The sequence below is a fragment of the Kitasatospora sp. GAS1066B genome, assembly GCF_041262605.1.
In the GTDB taxonomy this organism is placed as follows: Bacteria; Actinomycetota; Actinomycetes; order Streptomycetales; family Streptomycetaceae; genus Kitasatospora.
Map to the genome: position 1 here is coordinate 105,327 of NZ_JBGCCO010000029.1, position 15,086 is coordinate 120,412.

Here is a 15,086-nt window from a genome sequence, read left to right on the forward strand (position 1 = left end):
TGTCACATGGCTGCGGCGTGAACTACCGCGCGCGGCTCAGGGTGCGCAGCGCCGCCTTCAGCAGCGCGCCGACGTCGGTGCTCCGCTGCGCCTCGGCCTCCGGTGTCACCGCGACCACCGCCTCCTCGGCCTCGCGCGGAGCGTAGCCCAGGCCGACCAGCGCGGCGTGCAGCTGCTCGCTCCACGGCGCAGGACCGGCGGCGAGCGGCTTCTGGGCGGGCACGGCACCGCTCGGGGCGCCCAGCTTGTTCTTGTACTCCAGCAGCAACTTGGCCGCCTTGGCCTTGCCGATCCCGGGCACCTGGATCAGCGCCCGCTCGTCCCCGTTGGCCACCGCGAGGCGCAGCGCGTCGGGGCTGTGCACGGCGAGCATCGCCTGCGCCACCCGCGGGCCCACCCCGGGGGCGGCCTGCAGCACCTCGAAGGTGGCCCGCTCGTCGTCGTCCGCGAAGCCGTACAGGGTGAGCGAGTCCTCCCGCACCACCAGCGAGGTGGCCAGCCTGGCCGGCTCGCCGAGGCGCAGCGCGGCCAGCGTGTTGGGCGTGCACTGCACCGCCATACCGACCCCGCCGACCTCGACCACGGCGGTGCCGGGAGCGAGGGCCGCCACGGGACCCTGGACGAAGGCGATCACGGGCGGTACTCCTTGGGTCGGGTGGTCGTGGTGGTGCGGGCCAGCGCGGCCGCGATCTTGTCGGTGGCCGTGCCGCGCCAGATGTGGCAGATCGCCAGCGCCAACGCGTCCGCGGCATCGGCCGGCTTCGGGGGTGCGTCCAGCCGCAGCAGCCGGGTCACCATCGCCGTGACCTGCGCCTTGTCGGCCCGGCCCGAGCCCGTGACGGCGGCCTTGACCTCACTGGGCGTGTGCAGCACCACCGGCAGGCCGCGCCGGCTGGCGCAGAGCATGGCGACCGCGCTGGCCTGCGCCGTCCCCATCACGGTGCGCACGTTGTGCTGCGCGAAGACCCGCTCGATGGCGACGATGTCGGGGCGGTGGGCGTCCAGCCACTGCTCCAGGCCGTCCTCGATGGCCAGCAGCCGGCGCGGGACCTCCTCCTCGGCGGGGGTGCGCACCACCCCGACGCCGATCATCCGCAGCGGCCGGCCCGGCGCACCGTCGACCACGCCGACGCCGCACCTGGTCAGCCCCGGGTCCACGCCCAGTACCCGCACGCTCCCACCCTCCGTCAGTCCCGCCTGCTCAGACCCCAGAGACAGACCCTAGCGGGCACCTGCGACAACCCCCCGACAACCCCTCAGACGACACCGGCCCGGCGGTCCAGGCGGACCACCGGGCCGGAGAGCACGTCACCTCACTCGGCGTCGAGCTGCGCACCCACCTCGTCGGAGATGTCGAAGTTGGCGAAGACGTTCTGCACGTCGTCGCTGTCCTCCAGCGCGTCGATCAGCTTGAGGATCTTGCGGGCGCCGTCCACGTCCAGCTCGACCTGCATGCTGGGCACGAAGTTGGCGTCGGCCGAGTCGTAGTCGAGCCCGCCGTCCACCAGCGCGGTGCGCACCGCGACCATGTCGGTCGCCTCGGAGACCACCTCGAGGGTGTCGCCGAGGTCGTTGACCTCCTCGACGTCGACGCCGGCCTCGAGCACGACCTCGAGGACCTTGTCCTCGTCCACGCCGTCGCTCTTCGGGACGATCACCACGCCCTTGCGGTTGAACAGGTACGACACCGAGCCCGGGTCGGCCATCGAGCCGCCGTTGCGGGTCATCGCCACCCGCACGTCGGAGGCGGCGCGGTTGCGGTTGTCGGTGAGGCACTCGATCAGCACCGCGACACCGTTGGGGCCGTAGCCCTCGTACATGATCGTCGAGTAGTCGGCCCCGCCGGCCTCCAGGCCGCCACCGCGCTTGACCGCGCGGTTGATGTTGTCGATCGGGACCGAGCTCTTCTTGGCCTTCTGGATGGCGTCGTAGAGCGTCGGGTTGCCGGCCGGGTCGGGACCGCCGGTCTTCGCCGCCACCTCGATGTTCTTGATCATCTTGGCGAAGAGCTTGCCGCGCTTGGCGTCGATCACGGCCTTCTTGTGCTTGGTGGTAGCCCACTTAGAGTGGCCGGACATCACCAGCTCCTTTACGTCGCCAAAGGGAAATGAAACAGGGGAGATCCTACCGGTGTCGGGACGGCGCACCTGGCACCGGTCAGGCGCCCGCCGTTTCCCGGGCCTGCTCGACCATCCGCACGAAGAGCGCGTGCACCCGGTGATCACCCGTCAGCTCCGGGTGGAAGGAGGTGGCCAGCAGATTACCCTGGCGCACCGCCACGATCCGGCTGTCGGCACCGTCGGCGGCCGGCAGCTCGGCCAGCACCTCGACCTGGGCGCCCACCGACTCGACCCACGGCGCGCGGATGAAGACACCATGCACCGGCTCGCCCTCGAAGCCCGTGAAGTCGATCGCGGACTCGAAGGACTCGTTCTGCCGGCCGAAGGCGTTGCGCCGCACCGTCATGTCGATGCCGCCGACGCTCTGCTGGTCGTCCCGGCCGTCCAGGATCTTCTCGGCCAGCATGATCATGCCCGCGCACGAGCCGTAGACCGGCATCCCGGCGGCCACCCGGGCGCGCAGCGGCTCCATCAGGCCGAAGGCCAGCGCCAGGTTGGACATGGTGGTGGACTCGCCGCCCGGTATGACCAGGGCGTCGACGGCGGCCAGCTCCTCGGGCCGACGGACCGGGCGGGCCAGGGCGTCCGCCTCGGCGAGCGCGATCAGGTGCTCGCGGACATCGCCCTGCAGGGCCAGGACGCCGATCACGGGGGTGCTGCTGGACACGGTGGACTACCTTCTTCGCGCTTCGTTCTTCGCAGGGTTCGCGGGGGGATGTGCGACGGTCCGCCGCACCAGCTTCGGCGCGGCGGACCGGACGGACGGGAGTGGCTACCAGCCGCGGTTCGCGTAGCGCTCGCTCTCCGGCAGGGTGTCGCAGTTGATGCCGACCATGGCCTCGCCCAGGCCGCGCGAGACGTCCGCGATCACCTTCGGGTCGTCGAAGAAGGTGGTGGCCTTGACCACGGCGGCGGCGCGCTTGGCCGGGTCGCCGGACTTGAAGATGCCCGAGCCGACGAAGACGCCCTCGGCGCCCAGCTGCATCATCAGCGCGGCGTCGGCCGGGGTGGCCACGCCACCGGCGGAGAACAGCACGACCGGGAGCTTGCCCAGCTGCGCGACCTCCTTGACCAGCTCGTACGGGGCCTGGAGGTTCTTGGCCGCGACGTACAGCTCGTTCTCGTCGAGGGTGGTCAGGCGGCGGATGTCGGAGTTGATCTGGCGCATGTGGCGCACGGCCTCGACCACGTTGCCGGTGCCGGCCTCGCCCTTGGAGCGGATCATCGCCGCACCCTCGGCGATCCGGCGCAGCGCCTCACCGAGGTTGGTGGCACCGCAGACGAAGGGGGTGGTGAAGGCCCACTTGTCCGAGTGGTTGACCTCGTCGGCCGGGGTGAGCACCTCGGACTCGTCGATGTAGTCGACGCCGAGCGCCTGCAGCACCTGGGCCTCGACGAAGTGGCCGATCCGGGACTTCGCCATGACCGGGATGGAGACGGCGTTGATGATGCCGTCGATCATGTCCGGGTCGGACATCCGAGCCACGCCGCCGTCCTTGCGGATGTCGGCGGGGACCCGCTCGAGCGCCATGACCGCGACGGCACCCGCGTCCTCGGCGATCTTGGCCTGCTCGGCGTTGACCACGTCCATGATCACACCGCCCTTGAGCTGCTCGGCCATGCCGCGCTTGACCCGGGCGGTACCGATCTGCGGCTGGTCGGCGGAAGCGGGAGTGCTGGTGGACACGTGAGACCTCACTCGAAGACGAATCGGTGTGCTATCGCCCCATGGTAGGCCGTTCGGGTAAGTGATCGATGCGCCACCCGGTCCAGACGTGCCCGATCCATACGCCAAACAGGCCGTAGGTCCCACCCTGCGCGACCAGGTACGGTACCGCCCCGAGCCCGTCCCGAGCCCCTCCCGAGCCTATCCAGGGCAGCAGCTAGGCCGGCGAGCCCTGCGGGAGCAGCGCCGCCGGCGGCTCGTCGTCCATCTCGAAGGCCAGCGGGAACGGCGCCCGCCCGGCCAGCCGGAAGTAGCGCACCAGTCGATGCGTCCGCACCGCGCGCGCCGCCCGCACCGCGTCGTTGTGGAACCGACGGGCCATCGGCACCCGGCGCACCGCCGAGGTCAGGTCGCGCAGCGCCTCCTCGCCACCGGGCGCCGCGCGCAACTCCGCCACCTGCTCGGGCTCGGCGAAGACCGCCCGCAGCGCCTGGCTCAAGTCGCTCTCCGCCACCTCCCGGTGCTCCTCGTCGGCCTGCCGCGCGGCGTGCGAAGCCTCGTACAGCACGAGCGAGGTGGCCGGGTCGAGCAGCGAGGAGGTGGCCAACTCCTGCGCCACCGAGGCGCGTCGAAGCAACTGCGCGTCCAACGCCGCCCGCGCGGCGTCGATCCGCGCGTGCAGCCGGTCGAGTCGGCCCGCGGTCCAGCTCAGGTAGACCGCGACGAGCACCACGGCGATCGCGGCCCAGATCCAGGTAGTCACGAGGCGCTACGCTACCGGCCCTGCGACAGCCCGAGCCGCTCGCGCCAGCTGGTCCGGTCGTCCTCGCGCACCTTGGGCGCGCCGCCCGTCCCGTCGGCGACCGTCTCGTAGACCGCCAGGATGTCCGCGCCGACCGTCTCCCAGTCGAACCGCCGGACATGCGCGGCCGCCGCCGTGCGCAGCTCGGCCAACCGCACCGGGTCGCCCAGCAGCCGCACCGCCGCCTCGGCCAGCGCCGCCGGGTCCGCCACCGCGAACAGCTCCCCCGCCTGCCCGCCGTCCAGCACCTGGGCGAACGCGTCCAGGTCGCTGGCCAGTACCGGAGCCGCCGCCGACATCGCCTCCACCAGGATGATCCCGAAGCTCTCGCCCCCGGTGTTGGGCGCCACGTACAGGTCGACGCTGCGCAGCAGCCGCGCCTTCTCCTCGTCGCTGACCATGCCGAGGAACTCCACGTGGGCCCGCACCTCGGGCGCCAGCCCCGCGACGGCCTCCTCCTCGTCACCCTTGCCGGCCACCAGCAGCCGCACCTCGGGGCGCGCCGCGATGATCGCCGGCAGCGCGGCCAGCAGCGACGGCAGGCCCTTGCGCGGCTCGTTGATCCGGCCGATGAAGCCGATCGTGCCGCCGGTCCAGCGCGGGTCGGGCTCGGCCCGGGCGAAGAACGAGACGTCCACCCCGTTCGGGATCACCACGGCGTCCCCGCCCAGGTGCTCCACCAGGGTGCGCCGCGCGTACTCGCTCACCGCGATCCGGGCGCTGATCTTCTCCAGCGCCGGCTGCAGGATCGGCGAGGCCGCGATCATCGCCCGCGAACGCGGGTTGGAGGTGTGGAAGGTGGCCACCATCGGCCCGGTCGCCGCCCAGGCCGCCAGCATCGACAGGCTCGGCGAGGCCGGCTCGTGCACGTGCAGGATGTCGAACTCGCCGTCCCGCAGCCAGCGCCGCACCCGGGTCGCCGAGATGATCCCGAAACTCAGCCGGGCCACCGACCCGTTGTAGGGGACGGCCACCGCCCGGCCCGCCGAGACCACGTACCCGGGCAGTGCCGACTCGTCGTCGGCCGGCGCCAGCACCGAGACCTTGTGCCCAAGACCGATCAGGTGCTCGGCCAGGTCCCGGATGTGGAACTGCACGCCCCCGGGGACGTCCCAGTCGTACGGGCAGACGATGCCGATCTTCATCGCGGCTCCCCCTGCTGGGCACGGGGCGACGGTTCGGCTGACGTCTCGTCAGCAGCAGCCTGTGGCTGAGGAGTTGACGGCAGGTCGGCCAGCCAGAAGCGCTGCAGCATGTGCCAGTCCTGCGGATGCCGCGCGATCCCCGCCGCCCAGATGTCCGCCATCGCCTGCGTCATCGCCGACTTGGCCGCCTGCCGGCCCAGCTCGGCCGGCGCCTCGACCGGCGGGTGGATCCGAGCCCGCTGCACCGGTCCGTCGTACCAGAGCGTCACGGGCAGCAGCGCCGCCCCGGTCCGCTGGGCCAGCGCCGCCGGGCCGGCCGGCATCCGGGTGGTCTCGCCGAAGAAGTCCACCGGCAGCCCGGCCGCCGACAGGTCCCGGTCCCCGACCAGGCAGATCAGCTTGCCCTCGCGAAGCCGCCGGGCCAGTGTGCCGATCACCGAGATGTCGCTGCCGGTCAGAGCCAGCACCTCCATCCCCAGGCCCTCGCGGTAGGCCACGAAGCGGTCGAAGAGCGACTCCGGCTTCAGCCGCTCGGCGACCGTGGTGAAGTTGAAGCCCAGGTGCCGCACCACCCAGGCACCGGCCAGGTCCCAGTTCCCCATGTGCGGCAGCGTTATGATCGCGCCCCGCCCGGACTCCATCGCCGCCACCAGGTGCTCGATGCCGTCCACCTGCATCCGGTCGGCGATCTTGCGGTCGTTCCACACCGGCAGCCGGAACGACTCCATCCAGTAGCGCAGGTAGGAGCGCATCCCGGCGCGCGACAGCTCGCGCAGCTCGGCCGGCGAGGCCTGCGGCCGCACCCGGGCCAGGTTCTTCTCCAGCTGGTGCACCCCGCGCCCCTGCCGCCGCCAGACCGCATCCGCGATCCGGTCACCGAGCACCCCCACCACCGGCTCCGGCAGCAGCTTCAGAACCGCCCAGCCCGCGGCGTACCCGGACTCGACCAGCTTCTCGCGCATCCGGCTGCCTCAACTCTCCCGTGCGGTTGTGGTTCCCTGTGCGGCGAGCGCCGCCGCCTCGAAGGCCTCCCGGCGCACCGTCAGCATCCGCTGCAGCACCGTGACCACGCTGCCCGCACCGACCAGCCAGAGCGCCACCGGCAGCAGCCACTCGATGTACGGCACCCCGAAGGTGTGCAGACCCGACAGCCCGGCCGCCACCAGCGTGATCACCAGCCGCTCGGCCCGCTCCACCAGCCCCGACACGTCACAGGGCAGCCCCAGGCTCTCCGCCCGGGCCTTGGTGTACGACACCACCTGGCCGCTCGCCAGGCAGAGCACCGACACCGCGCAGAGCAGGTCGTTGTCACCCTTGCCCGCGTACCAGAGCGCCAGACCGCCGAAGATCGCCGCGTCCGCCACCCGGTCCAGCGTGGAGTCCAGGAACGCCCCCCACTTGTTGGAGGTGCCCGCCTGCCGGGCCATGTTCCCGTCCACCAGGTCCGAGAAGATGAACAGGGTGATCGTGATCGTTCCCCAGAAGAACTGCCCGCGCGGGAAGAAGACCAGCGCACCGGCCACCGAGCCGGCCGTGCCGACCAGGGTCACCGCGTCCGGGCTGACCCCCCAGCGCAGCAGCAGCGCGGCGAACGGCGTCAGGACACGTGTGAAGAAGGCACGCGCGTATTTGTTGAGCATGGCCTTCCCGACCGCTCCGATCTCACTGCAGGGAGTACACCGGCGGCCATCAGCTGCGGCAGCACCGGGCGGCCGGACGGATCAGCCCACCCGGCGTGACCCATGGTATCCAGGCCGCCAGGCCCGCTCGGCCGCCCCACACCCGATCGGCGTGGGCGGGCCGTGCTACCCGCGCTACGACGGTCGGCCCGGCAGTGCGCAGGCCGCCGTGCCGCCCGGCATCCGGTGCCGGTAGCGGGCCACCAGCCGGTACACCGCCGCCGCCACCGGCCGCACCGGCGCCAACCGCAGCACCGCACCGAGGTACGCCCAGACGTTCCCCGACCGCAGCAGCAGCTTCGCCACCGCCTGCGCACCGCCGTACACCTCCCCCGTCGGCGTGACCCAGAGCACCTCACGCTCCGCCCGCTCCCGGGTGACACCCAACGCCGCGAGATCGGCGAACTGCAGCGGCTCGGCCGTCCAACCCCCCGAGGCCAGCGTCTGCCGCAGATACCGCTCGGCGATCCGCACGCACGAGGAGCAGAACGCGCAGTCACCGTCGAAGACCAGCACCGGATCAGGGGCCTGGACGAGGGCTTCCTCAGTCACCATGGCATCGATCCTGCACCATCCGGATCGAACCGGCGGTATCGGGGGAAGACTCGCCCCACACCGTCCTGATGACGGTGATTCAGGCGATCATCAACCTGACCGGCCGGTGGCGCGATACCCTGCCGCTGACAGGGGAGGAGGGGAGGCCGCAGCCATGAGCAAGCTCGACATGACCCCCGGGGCGCAGATACCCCGGACCGACGCCGGGCCGCAGACCGCGGTCACCCAGGCACTCTCGTCGCTCGCCTACCGGGACGGCAATCTGGACGACTTCGTCGCCGCCGTGCAGGAGGGCGTCACCGGCAAGAAGGGCCGCTTCAAGCTGATGGCCCCCAACGTCGGCGAGGCCTTCAGCAAGGCCGTGATCGCCCGGACCCTGGGCGCCGGACGCAAACCCATCGTGCCCTCGTTCGGCACCGAGCCCCGGATGGTGGTCGAGCACTGCCTGGCCGCCGAGGCGCTGCGGGACACCCGCGACCGCCGGCTGATGCTGGTCACCGTGCTCACCGGCGTCCTCTTCCTGCCCGGCACGCTGCTCTGGCTCGCCGCCTTCCGGCTGCGCTTGTGGCTGAGCTCGGCGAGCTCGCGGCGGGAGGGCCTGTACGGACCGCTGGTGCTGGTCCTGCTGCTCGGCCTGGCCGCGCTGCTCGCGCTGCGCCCCCCGGTCGGCGGCCCGCTCGGCGTCTACTGCCGGGTGGTCATGCTGATGCCCGTGCTCGGCTGGTTCATCGCCAAGCGGATCTGCCTGGTCTTCGTGCGGGACATGCGGGAGCGCTGGACCGACGTCATCGACGGCGGTGCCGTCGCCGTCGTCCCGCAGGCCGTCCCGCGCAACGACCAGGACGAGCGCGCCGCCCAGCTCAAGACCCAGCTCACCCAGCTCTCGCTGGAGCAGGACACCAACGTCCTGCACTACGCCGGCGCCAACGGGATACTCGGCCTCGGCAAGCGCTGGGGCTCCTGGGAGATGGTCGAGGACCTCAAGCCCGCCGAGGGCCATGAGGAGTTCCGCTCCTTCCACACCTGGGACCTGGTCAAGAAGATCACCGACCGGCTCAACGGCCTCGGGCGCAGCGGCGTCGGCAACGGCGCAGTGCCGCACTCCTCGGTCGAGCAGTGGGTGATCATGGAGGTCGGCGCCGGCGCGGACGAGATCGGCCGCCCCGGCGGGCCCGACATGGACGGCCCGCGGATGCGCGACCACGCCGTGGTCAGCGTCGCCAACCGCCAGGGCTTCGGCCTCGACGGCCCCCGCCACTACCTGGGCACCCAGTTCGTCCTCAACAAGGGCCGGCTGATCGTCAGCGTGCTGGTCACCGTCACCGTGCTCAGCAACACCCTGCGGGTCTCGGTCAACGGCCACACCCTCGGCCCGGTCCCCGGCCTCTTCCACGACAAGCCCAAGGCCAAGGAGCGCACCGAGGCCAAGACCGGCAAGTTCTGGGAGGAGCGGACCGTCACCCTGCCGCTGATCGACAACGACGAGGTGGTCCGCCAGGCCCTGCGGGCACCGTTCTGGCGGGCGCCCGGCCTGCTCGCCTGGCTCGGCGGCACGATGAAGCTCCCGGAACCCTTCGGCCTGCGCACCGCCTGGGCGACCGCGCCCTGGAACAGCCGCTTCATGGCCGACGACTCGATGCGGATCACCGCCCCCGTGGTCAGCGCGGTGCTCGCCGCGACGGTGGAGTTCCTGTCCGACCACGACATCAGCACCGACCGGTTCGCCAACCGCGGCCTGATCCTCAAGTCGGAGCTGCAGGGCGTGCGGCCGTTCAAGGCGGACGCCTACGACGCCGGCTGACCGAGCCGCGAAACAGTGAGCGGCCCCGGCACTCGTGACGAGTGCCGGGGCCGCTCACCGCGCTCCGCTCACACCTGCGGCCAGGCGTCGGCCAGCATCTTGCGGGTGTCCGCCAGCAGTTGGGGCAGCACCTTGGTGTGACCCACCACCGGCATGAAGTTGGTGTCCCCGCCCCAGCGCGGCACCACGTGCTGGTGCAGATGCGCCGCGATCCCCGCGCCCGCCGCACCACCCTGGTTCATCCCGATGTTGAACCCGTGCGCCCCGGAGGCCGCCCGCAGCGCCGTCATCGCCTGCTTGGTGAGCAGCGCCAGCTCGACGGTCTCCTCGTCGGTCAACTCGGTGTAGTCGGCCACGTGCCGGTACGGGACCAGCATCAGGTGCCCGCCGTTGTACGGGTAGAGGTTGAGCACCGCGAAGACGTGCGTGCCACGGGTGACGATCAGCCCGTCCTCGTCGCTGAGCGAGGGGATCGAGCAGAACGGACACCCGTCGTCGGGAGCCGGTCCGGTGGGCTTGTTCTCACCCTGGATATAGGCCATCCGATGGGGCGTCCACAGGCGCTGGAAGCCGTCCGGCTCCCCGACGCCCTGCTGCAGTTCCGGCTCACTCGTCATGCCGATCAGCATATTCGCCCCACTGGGCCACCGAACCAGTGCGGGGCGGACTCCTGGTGAAAGGAGTCCGCCCCGCACTTCGGCTCAGCGGTCGGTCAGGTCACGGTCAGACCTGGATCCGGCGCTGCACCGCGTCGACGATCTCCGCCACGGCCTCGGCGACCGGCACGCCGTTCTTCTGCTCACCGCTGCGGTAGCGGAAGCTCACCGCGCCGGCCTCGACGTCGTCGTTGCCCGCGATCAGCATGAAGGGGATCTTGTTCTTCTGCGCCGTCCTGATCTTCTTCTGCATCCGCTCGTCCGAGGCGTCCACCTCGACCCGGATCCCGTGCTTCTTCAGCTCGGCCGCCACCTCCTGCAGGTACGGCACGTGCTCCTCGGTGATCGGGATGCCGACCACCGTCACCGGCGCCAGCCACGGCGGCATCGCGCCCGCGTAGTGCTCCAGCAGCACCGCGAAGAAGCGCTCGATCGAGCCGAACAGCGCACGGTGGATCATCACGGGCCGCTGCCGGTTGCCGTCCGCGCCCTGGAACTCCAGCTCGAAGCGGTTCGGCAGCTGGAAGTCGACCTGGATGGTCGACATCTGCCAGGTCCGCCCGATCGCGTCCCGCGCCTGCACCGAGATCTTCGGGCCGTAGAAGGCCGCACCCTCGGGGTCCAGGACCAGTTCGAGGTTCTGCTTCTCGGCCGCCGCCCGCAGGGTCTCGGTGGCCTCCGCCCAGTCCTCGTCCGAGCCGATCGACTTCTCCGGGTCCCGGGTGGAGAGCTCCAGGTAGAAGTCGGTCAGGCCGTAGTCGCGCAGCAGGTCCAGCACGAAGGTGAGCAGCGAGTCCAGCTCACCGGCCATCTGCTCCTTGGTGCAGTAGATGTGCGCGTCGTCCTGGGTGAAGCCGCGGGCCCGGGTCAGACCGTGCACCACACCGGACTTCTCGTACCGGTACACCGTGCCGAACTCGAAGAGCCGCAGCGGCAGTTCACGGTAGGACCGACCGCGCGAGCGGTAGATCAGGTTGTGCATCGGGCAGTTCATCGGCTTGAGGTAGTAGTCGTTCTCGCCGTCGAGCTGCATGGGCGGGTACATGCCGTCGGCGTACCAGTCCAGGTGGCCGGAGAGCTCGAACAGGGTGCCCTTGGTGGCGTGCGGGGTGTAGACGAACTCGTAGCCCGCCTCCTCGTGCCGCTTGCGCGAGTAGTCCTCCATGGCCCGGCGCATCACGCCGCCCTTGGGGTGGAAGACCGCGAGGCCGGAGCCGATCTCCTCCGGGATGGAGAAGAGGTCCAGCTCGCTGCCGAGCTTGCGGTGGTCGCGCTTGGCCGCCTCGGTGAGGAAGTCCAGGTGCGCCTTCAGCTCGTCCTTGGTCGGCCAGGCGGTCCCGTAGAGGCGCTGGAGCTGCTTGTTCTTCTCGCTGCCCCGCCAGTACGCGGCGGCCGAGCGCATGATCTTGAACGCCGGGATCATCCGGGTGCTCGGCAGGTGCGGACCACGGCACAGGTCGCCCCAGCAGAGCTCGCCGCTCTTCGGGTCGAGGTTGTCGTAGATGGTCAGCTCGCCGCTGCCCACCTCGACATCCGCGCCCTCGCCCGCGGTGGCGGCCGACCCCTTGAGCCCGATCAGCTCCAGCTTGTAGGGCTCGTTCGCCAGTTCCTCGCGCGCAGCGTCGTCGGTGACCACCCGGCGGGAGAACTTCTGCCCCCGCTTGATGATCTCCTGCATCTTCTTCTCGATGGCCTTGAGGTCATCGGGGTGGAACGGCTTCTCGACGTCGAAGTCGTAGTAGAAGCCGTCCTTGATCGGCGGGCCGATGCCCAGCTTGGCCTCGGGGAAGAGCTCCTGCACGGCCTGGGCCATCACGTGCGCGGTGGAGTGGCGCAGGATGTTGAGGCCGTCCTGGCTGGTGAGCTCGACGGGCTCGACCTCGTCGCCGTCCTGCACCTGGTAGGCCAGGTCCTTCAACGCACCCGCGACGCGCGCCGCGATCACCGCGCGGTCGTCGGCGAACAGCTCGGCGGCGGTAGTGCCCGTGGTCACCACGCGCTCTTCCCGATCGGGTTCGCGGTTGATGATTACCCGGACGTCCGTCACCGGTCTCTCCTGACGTGCTGGCTTGATGGGGCTTGACGAGGCGCAGCAGGTGCTGCGTTCCCCGATGGTACCGAGCCCGCCGCGCTCGCCGTGCACCTAGCCGTGCACCTGTCCATGCCCCGGCGGGGCCCGCGCCGGTTCGAGCCGGTTCGAGCGGGATTGAAGCGGTACGGCCCCGGGGTATCACCTGCTCAGCACCGCACCGTGAGCCGGTGCACCGTCAGTCCTCGACGGTGCACCAGGCCGGTCCGCGGGAGCGGTCGGTGGAGCTGAGGGGTGGTCATGATGGAGAGCCCGCACTGGTACGAAGGCCGACTGGCCTCCTTCGACACCGAGACCACCGGGGTGGACGTGGAGCAGGACCGCGTGGTGTCGGCCGCCCTGGTCCTGCAGTCCGCCCCGGACGCCCCGGTGGAACGGCTGAGTTGGCTCGCCGATCCGGGGATCCCGATCCCGGACGGGGCCCGGGCCGTGCACGGGATAACCGACGAGCAGGTGCGGGCGCACGGCCGTTCGCCGGCGGTGGTGGCCGCGGAGATCGCCCGGGCGCTGGCCGAGCAGGCGCGCGCCGGGGTGCCGCTGGTGGTGATGAACGCTCCATACGATCTGACGCTGCTGGACCGGGAGTTGCGCCGGCACCGGCAGAGCTCGCTGGCCTCGGTGCTGGCCGACGCCGAGCTGCTGGTGGTCGATCCGCGGGTGCTGGACAAGCATGTGGACCGCTACCGCAAGGGCCGCCGCACGCTGACCGACCTCTGCGCGCACTACGGCGTCGAGCTGGCCGACGCGCACGACGCGGGCGCGGACGCGTGGGCCGCACTGCAGTTGGTCCGCGCGCTCGGTCGGCGACACCGCACCGCGCTGGGCGATCTCACGGTCGGCGAGTTGCACCGGCGGCAGGCCGTCTGGCACGCGGCCCAGGCGCGCGGACTGCAGAACTGGTTCGACCGGTCCGGGACTCCGGAGCACGTCGACCGCTCCTGGCCGCTGCGCCCGGCCCGGTGCGCCGGCTGCGGAGTGCCGCTCGCCACGGCGCACCGCTGCGAGAGCGCGGCCTGAGACCACCGCGACAACGCCGCCGGAAGCAAACGCATCGGGCCCCAACTGCCTTGGCAGTTGGGGCCCGATGTTGTCCGGTGGGCGATACTGGGATCGAACCAGTGACCCCTTCGGTGTGAACGAAGTGCTCTCCCGCTGAGCTAATCGCCCGGGCAACGAGAAGAACGATAGCACCGTCCCGGGGGTGTCCCGCAACGCGGTTCCGACCGCCGCACCCCGCCCGACGCCCGACACCGCGACAGCAGCCGCACGGGAAAGGCACGGTGACGAGCCCTCAGTTCCGACGAACTTCCGGCACCCTGCCGACAGCGACTTGTCCGCGACTTGCCGGGCGACTTGCCGGCGACTCGGAGAACAACAAAAAGGCGTAGGACTCCGGTCAATAAATAACCGAGGTCCTACGCCTTACTTGCAATCCGGTGGGCGATACTGGGATCGAACCAGTGACCCCTTCGGTGTGAACGAAGTGCTCTCCCGCTGAGCTAATCGCCCGGCTGCAGGGAAAACATTACCGCATCCCGAGGGGTGCTCCGTGCCACCCCCTCCCCCGCCACCGCGCACCGGCCTCCACCAGCCCGCCTGTCGCCACCCGTCACGATCCGTAGCCATTCCCGACACCTCGCCGGCCGCCGCCCGGTCGGCGGCGATATCCACTTCCCGCCCGGTTCCGCTCCGGTTCCGAGCCAATGCGCAATGCGCCGGAAGGGTTACCGACGCCGCCCGAATCGGGACAGAGGGGTTTACATCGTCGCTGGGGGTGGGATGGTCCGTTCGCCGACGTGCGATTCCCCGAGCGCACACTGAGCGAAAGGCCCTGGCGCTTATGAACACCACGGTCAGCTGCGAGCTGCACCTGCGCCTCATCGTGTCCAGCGAGTCGTCACTGCCCGTCCCCGCGGGCCTGCGCTACGACACTGCCGACCCCTATGCCGTGCACGCCACCTTCCACACCGGTGCCGACGAGACCGTGGAGTGGGTGTTCGCCCGCGACCTCCTCGCGGAGGGACTGCACCGACCCACCGGGACCGGCGACGTCCGGGTGTGGCCGTCACGCAGTCACGGACAGGGAGTCGTCTGCATCGCGCTGTCTTCCCCGGAGGGGGAAGCCCTGCTGGAGGCCCCGGCCCGGGCGCTTGAGTCCTTCCTCAAGCGGACCGACGCCGCTGTCCCGCCCGGCACCGAGCACCGTCACTTCGACCTGGATCGGGAGCTGTCGCACATTCTCGCCGAGAGCTGAAGCGCCGGGGGCACTGCCCCGGATGCCGGTCGACCCCACGGGGTCGATCCACGGGTCGACGGTCAGGTCGACCTCTCAGGTGGCTGTCCTACTCGGGGGCACGGCCACCGATACCACCGCGCTTCGCGGTCTCGGGGCCGGTCGTCCAGGGTGTTCGCGGTGAGCGGCGCGAACACCCCGCCGAAGGCGCCCGGTGTCGTGGGGGGGGGGGGGGGGGGGGGGGGGGGGGGGGGCGCCCCGCCCCCCCCCCCCGGGGCCCCGGGGGGGGGGGGGGGGGCGGGGCCGGGGGGGGGGGCGGCCCGGCCCCGCGCGCCCCCGG

The 15,086-nt window shown here is 71.2% G+C and carries 15 protein-coding genes and 2 tRNA genes; 3 read left to right on the forward strand and 14 right to left on the reverse strand.

Features of this window, described 5'->3' with window-relative positions; all coding sequences use genetic code 11:
* Positions 1-22: 22 nt before the first annotated feature.
* The 10 genes from ruvA to ABH937_RS28700 all read right to left on the reverse strand — a co-directional run bounded on the left by ruvA (position 23) and on the right by ABH937_RS28700 (position 7,967).
* Entirely contained in the window at positions 23-634 is a 612-nt protein-coding gene (gene ruvA, locus ABH937_RS28655) for a Holliday junction branch migration protein RuvA (protein WP_280694771.1), read from the reverse strand.
* Positions 631-1,173: a crossover junction endodeoxyribonuclease RuvC gene (ruvC, locus tag ABH937_RS28660; protein ID WP_280694770.1), complete on the reverse strand. Its 543-nt coding sequence runs from the start codon at positions 1,171-1,173 to the stop codon at positions 631-633. Before ruvC ends, ruvA begins: the two co-directional genes overlap by 4 nt.
* Positions 1,174-1,313: 140 nt before the next feature.
* On the reverse strand, positions 1,314-2,078 hold the full coding sequence (locus tag ABH937_RS28665; protein WP_280694769.1) for a YebC/PmpR family DNA-binding transcriptional regulator: 765 nt from the start codon (positions 2,076-2,078) through the stop codon (positions 1,314-1,316).
* Positions 2,079-2,157: 79 nt separating this feature from the next.
* Positions 2,158-2,787 carry a pyridoxal 5'-phosphate synthase glutaminase subunit PdxT gene (pdxT, locus tag ABH937_RS28670; RefSeq protein ID WP_280694768.1) on the reverse strand — a complete coding sequence of 210 codons (630 nt, stop codon included), beginning with the start codon at positions 2,785-2,787 and terminating at the stop codon, positions 2,158-2,160.
* Between the two features lie 105 nt (positions 2,788-2,892).
* Positions 2,893-3,807, reverse strand: coding sequence for a pyridoxal 5'-phosphate synthase lyase subunit PdxS (gene pdxS / locus ABH937_RS28675; protein ID WP_280694767.1), 915 nt, complete (start codon positions 3,805-3,807; stop codon positions 2,893-2,895).
* 196 nt (positions 3,808-4,003) lie between these two features.
* Positions 4,004-4,549 carry a hypothetical protein gene (locus tag ABH937_RS28680; RefSeq protein ID WP_370219973.1) on the reverse strand — a complete coding sequence of 182 codons (546 nt, stop codon included), beginning with the start codon at positions 4,547-4,549 and terminating at the stop codon, positions 4,004-4,006.
* Positions 4,550-4,560: 11 nt separating this feature from the next.
* Complete coding sequence (locus tag ABH937_RS28685) at positions 4,561-5,733, reverse strand: glycosyltransferase family 4 protein (protein ID WP_280694765.1); 1,173 nt, start codon at positions 5,731-5,733, stop codon at positions 4,561-4,563.
* A complete protein-coding gene (locus ABH937_RS28690; protein WP_370219974.1) occupies positions 5,730-6,695 on the reverse strand; it encodes a phosphatidylinositol mannoside acyltransferase in 966 nt (321 codons plus the stop codon). Before ABH937_RS28690 ends, ABH937_RS28685 begins: the two co-directional genes overlap by 4 nt.
* 9 nt (positions 6,696-6,704) lie before the next feature.
* Positions 6,705-7,373: a phosphatidylinositol phosphate synthase gene (gene pgsA / locus ABH937_RS28695; protein ID WP_370219975.1), complete on the reverse strand. Its 669-nt coding sequence runs from the start codon at positions 7,371-7,373 to the stop codon at positions 6,705-6,707.
* A 174-nt stretch (positions 7,374-7,547) separates the two neighbouring features.
* Positions 7,548-7,967 (reverse strand): thiol-disulfide oxidoreductase DCC family protein, encoded by a 420-nt coding sequence (locus ABH937_RS28700; protein WP_370219976.1) that lies wholly within the window; start codon positions 7,965-7,967, stop codon positions 7,548-7,550.
* Between the two features lie 154 nt (positions 7,968-8,121).
* Here ABH937_RS28700 and ABH937_RS28705 point away from each other — a divergent pair, with 154 nt between their 5' ends.
* Positions 8,122-9,768, forward strand: coding sequence for a hypothetical protein (locus ABH937_RS28705; protein ID WP_370219977.1), 1,647 nt, complete (start codon positions 8,122-8,124; stop codon positions 9,766-9,768).
* A 68-nt stretch (positions 9,769-9,836) separates the two neighbouring features.
* Here the strand turns inward: ABH937_RS28705 and ABH937_RS28710 are convergent, their stop codons facing one another.
* Positions 9,837-10,397 (reverse strand): HIT domain-containing protein, encoded by a 561-nt coding sequence (locus ABH937_RS28710; RefSeq protein ID WP_280694760.1) that lies wholly within the window; start codon positions 10,395-10,397, stop codon positions 9,837-9,839.
* Positions 10,398-10,491: 94 nt separating this feature from the next.
* Positions 10,492-12,471 (reverse strand): threonine--tRNA ligase, encoded by a 1,980-nt coding sequence (thrS, locus tag ABH937_RS28715; protein WP_370219978.1) that lies wholly within the window; start codon positions 12,469-12,471, stop codon positions 10,492-10,494.
* 282 nt (positions 12,472-12,753) lie between these two features.
* Here thrS and ABH937_RS28720 point away from each other — a divergent pair, with 282 nt between their 5' ends.
* Positions 12,754-13,530, forward strand: a complete 777-nt coding sequence (locus ABH937_RS28720; protein WP_370219979.1) for an exonuclease domain-containing protein — start codon at positions 12,754-12,756, stop codon at positions 13,528-13,530.
* A 78-nt stretch (positions 13,531-13,608) separates the two neighbouring features.
* On the opposite strand, the gene ABH937_RS28725 is transcribed toward ABH937_RS28720, so the two are convergent.
* Together ABH937_RS28725 and ABH937_RS28730 are read right to left on the reverse strand one after the other, a co-directional pair.
* Positions 13,609-13,680, reverse strand: a tRNA-Val gene (locus tag ABH937_RS28725).
* 270 nt (positions 13,681-13,950) lie between these two features.
* Positions 13,951-14,022 (reverse strand) — tRNA-Val (locus ABH937_RS28730).
* 331 nt (positions 14,023-14,353) lie between these two features.
* On the opposite strand from ABH937_RS28730, the gene ABH937_RS28735 reads away from it, so the two are divergent.
* Positions 14,354-14,767 (forward strand): SsgA family sporulation/cell division regulator, encoded by a 414-nt coding sequence (locus tag ABH937_RS28735; protein ID WP_030056266.1) that lies wholly within the window; start codon positions 14,354-14,356, stop codon positions 14,765-14,767.
* Positions 14,768-15,086 lie beyond the last annotated feature (319 nt).